The following is a 3724-nucleotide window of genomic DNA, read 5'->3' as shown; positions in this document are numbered from 1 at the left end:
CGTCGGCTTGGTGATACGCCTTGCGCAAATAGCCAAGCCACTGCTTGATGCGCGCTACGTGATACATGCCGGTATCGCCCTGCTTTTCCAGCTGGGTATATTTCAGCAACAATGCGACCACGTCAGGCCAAGGCATCGGCGCTTCGTTGTACTTCACCACGCGCGCCAGGTTTGGCACGTTAAGCGCACCGCGTCCAATCATCACCGCATCGCAGCCGGTAATGCGCATGCAATCTTGCGCGTCCTGCCAGTTCCAGATTTCACCGTTGGCGATCACCGGAATACGCAGACGCTGGCGGATTTCGCCAATCGCCTGCCAGTTAATGCTTTCGGCGCGATAGCCATCTTCTTTGGTACGACCGTGCACCACCAGCTCGCTGGCACCGGCTTGCTGCACCGCATCGGCGATTTCAAAGCGACGATCGCCGGAATCCCAGCCCAATCGCACTTTCACCGTCACCGGCAGATGATCCGGCACCGCTTCACGCATCGCTTTCGCGCCGCGATAAATCAGTTCGGGATCTTTCAGCAAGGTGGCACCGCCGCCGCTGCCGTTTACCAGCTTCGACGGACAACCGCAGTTGAGATCAACGCCCCAGGAACCAAGTTCCACCGCGCGCGCGGCGTTCTCTGCCAGCCATTCGGGATATTGCCCGAGCAGCTGCATGCGAACGCGCGTGCCTGACGGCGTGCGGCTGTGGTTATGCAGCTCAGGACACAAACGATAGAAGGATTTTACCGGCAGCAGCTGATCGACCACGCGCAAAAACTCGGTCACGCATAAGTCATAATCATTAACCCCGGAGAGCAGCTCACGCACCAGCGAATCGAGCACGCCCTCCATCGGCGCCAGCAAAACCCTCATGACGTTAGGCGTTCCCGGTTTTCTTCGGTGCCGGACGACGACGACCGCTGTTGGCGGCTGGCGCGGCCTGGCTTGCGCCCTGCGCTGGACGGCGCGCTGAACGCGCTTCACCCTGCGGACGAGGTGCATTGCCGCTGTGTGGACGAGAAACGTTGCCGCCCTGTCCGCGACCCTGGCCTTGACCACGTCCACCTTGGCCGCGACCGCCGCCCTGCTGCTGACGACCGTTCTGGATTGGCTCAGCTTTGATGCTTGGATCGACTTCGAAACCAGGCAGCTCGATGCGTGGGATTTCACGCTTCAGCAGACGCTCAATGTCACGCAGCAGTTTGTGTTCATCAACGCACACCAGCGACAGTGCCGCGCCGGTAGCAGCCGCACGGCCAGTACGACCGATACGGTGCACGTAATCTTCCGCCACGTTTGGCAGCTCGTAGTTCACCACGTGTGGCAGCTCTTCGATATCCAGACCACGCGCCGCGATGTCGGTGGCAACCAACACGCGAATGCCGCCAGATTTGAAGTCAGCCAATGCACGGGTACGCGCGCCCTGGCTCTTGTTACCGTGGATCGCGGCGGCGGTGATGCCGTCTTTGTTCAGCTGTTCAGCCAGGTGGTTGGCACCGTGTTTGGTACGGGTGAACACCAGCACTTGCTGCCAGTTATCACGACCAATCATCAGCGACAGCAGTTCCCGCTTACGCTTCTTATCCACGAAATGCACTTGCTGGGAAACCTGCTCAGATGCGGTGTTACGACGCGCAACTTCAACCTGTTCTGGGTTGGTGAGCAGTTTTTCCGCCAGCGTTTTGATCTCGTCAGAGAAGGTGGCAGAGAACAGCAGGTTCTGACGCTTAGCAGGCAGACGCGCCAGTACGCGACGGATGTCGTGGATGAAGCCCATGTCGAGCATACGATCCGCTTCATCCAGCACGAGGATTTCAACCTGTGACAGATCAACCGCGTTCTGGTGTGCCAGATCGAGCAGACGGCCCGGTGTTGCCACCAATACGTCAACGCCGCCGCGCAGTTTCATCATCTGCGGGTTGATGCTCACGCCGCCGAATACCACCAGCGAACGGATATCCAGATATTGGCTGTACTCACGCACGTTCTCGCCAACCTGAGCCGCCAGTTCGCGGGTCGGGGTCAGGATCAGCGCACGCACCGGACGGCGGCCACGCGCCGTGGACGGTTTTGCAGTCAGACGCTGCAGCAATGGCAGCGTAAAGCCGGCGGTTTTACCGGTGCCGGTTTGGGCGCTCGCCAGCAGGTCACGACCAGCCAGCACCACAGGAATTGCCTGACGCTGAATCGGCGTCGGCTCTTGGTAGCCTTGTTCTGCTACCGCACGCAAAATATCGGCACTTAAGCCGAGAGAGTCAAATGACATGCAGGTGTATTACTCCGAACCGTCCTGATCGCCGTAGGCGATGTAGTTTTCAGGAGGGATATGACGCAAGCGCGGGGCTCACGTGTGAAAAGGGCACAAACTACCATGCGTAAGGGCGCGAGTTTAGCAGCTTTCCGCGCGTACAGCATCCATAAAAAAAGGAGCCGCATTTGGCTCCTTTTGTCAGGTCCGCAGGGTTGCGGTCCCTAATCGATCAACTGCGCTTCTTCTCGATGCGCTGGACCGGCTCTTTCGCCAGCAGTGATACCAGCGCCGGTCCCACCAACATCACCACGCCGAGGATACCAATCAGCAGGTTGTTGTGGATAAAGCGGGAGATCAGGAACAGCGTTAACATCGCTGCGCCAAAGTAGTAAGTGGTGGTCACCTCTTCGAGGGAATCACCCATTCTACGTAAACGGGCACTACGCTGCATGACCAGCATGGTAATAAATACCACCGCATAAGCTGCCACCAGGGTACTGCTCACTTCAACCAGCGCCCTATGTTTCCAGCCCCAAACCAGCGCGGCAATCACCAGCAGGTGCATTGCAATGTGCAAACAGGTTTGTCCGGTAACAATCTGAACACGATTAGACCATTTCATTCTCTTCTCCTGGCAGACCCAACAGGTCGCCCAAGTGTATCTGGCTGGAGGCCAGACGAACGTCCTCAATGTAAAGCAAATTTCGGATTACGCCCTAATTTTCTGCCCTTAACACCATCCATTTGTGACAAAGACTACACTTTGTGCTGTTGATGATGAAAAGGAGCGCGTCGAAGTATGCCACAAAATACGCAAGGATTTTCATTTAAAGTCCTGACGATCAATACCCACAAGGGGTTCACCAGCTTTAATCGCCGCTTTATCCTGCCGGAATTGCGTGACGCTGTCCGCGCGACATCAGCGGATATTGTCTTCCTGCAAGAGGTGATGGGCACCCACGCCATCCATTCACTGCACATCGAAAACTGGCCTGAAACCTCACATTACGAGTTTCTGGCCGATACCATGTGGGACGATTTCGCCTATGGCCGCAACGCCGTTTATCCCGAGGGACATCACGGGAACGCGATATTGTCACGATTTCCCATCGTTGAATATGAAAACCGCGATATTTCCGTCGCTGGAAGTGAAAAACGCGGCATGTTGCACTGCCAAATCCGCCTGCCGGATCGTGATGAGCCGTTGCATGTGTTCTGCGTGCATCTCGGTCTGAAAGAGAAACATCGTCAGGCGCAGATGAAGATGATGTGCGACTTCATCGATACGCTGCCGCCCGATGCGCCCTTGGTGGTGGCCGGTGATTTCAATGACTGGCAGGTCAGCGCCAATCGCTTTCTTAAGCGCGCGGTGGGCTTAGAGGAAGTGTTCAGCATCAAAACCGGCCGCCCTGCCCGCACCTTTCCGGCACGTTTTCCGCTGTTAAGGCTTGATCGTATCTACATCCGCAATGCCACGGTCA

At 57.0% G+C, this 3724-nt stretch carries 3 protein-coding genes and 1 pseudogene; 1 reads left to right on the top strand and 3 read right to left on the bottom strand.

Features of this window, described 5'->3' with window-relative positions:
* The 3 genes and pseudogenes from dusC to RTY00_RS13420 all read right to left on the bottom strand — a co-directional run.
* Positions 1-865, bottom strand: a pseudogene (gene dusC / locus RTY00_RS13430) (tRNA dihydrouridine(16) synthase DusC); the annotation flags it as partial.
* Positions 866-869: 4 nt separating this feature from the next.
* The gene (rhlE, locus tag RTY00_RS13425) at positions 870-2258 is read right to left on the bottom strand and encodes an ATP-dependent RNA helicase RhlE (protein ID WP_008102680.1); all 1389 of its coding nucleotides are present in this window, start codon (positions 2256-2258) and stop codon (positions 870-872) included.
* Positions 2259-2472: 214 nt separating this feature from the next.
* Complete coding sequence (locus RTY00_RS13420; protein ID WP_007890591.1) at positions 2473-2865, bottom strand: YbhQ family protein; 393 nt, start codon at positions 2863-2865, stop codon at positions 2473-2475.
* Between the two features lie 177 nt (positions 2866-3042).
* Between RTY00_RS13420 and RTY00_RS13415 the strand changes: the two genes are divergently transcribed.
* The coding region (locus RTY00_RS13415; RefSeq protein ID WP_312664792.1) for an endonuclease/exonuclease/phosphatase family protein at positions 3043-3724 on the top strand (682 nt) is incomplete at its 3' end.

Origin of the sequence: Pantoea sp. CTOTU49201 (genome assembly GCF_032054795.1) — a bacterium.
GTDB lineage: Bacteria > Pseudomonadota > Gammaproteobacteria > Enterobacterales > Enterobacteriaceae > Pantoea > Pantoea symbiotica.
The sequence above is the reverse complement of the archived record's forward strand: the minus strand, read 5'-3'. Positions and strand labels throughout refer to the sequence as shown.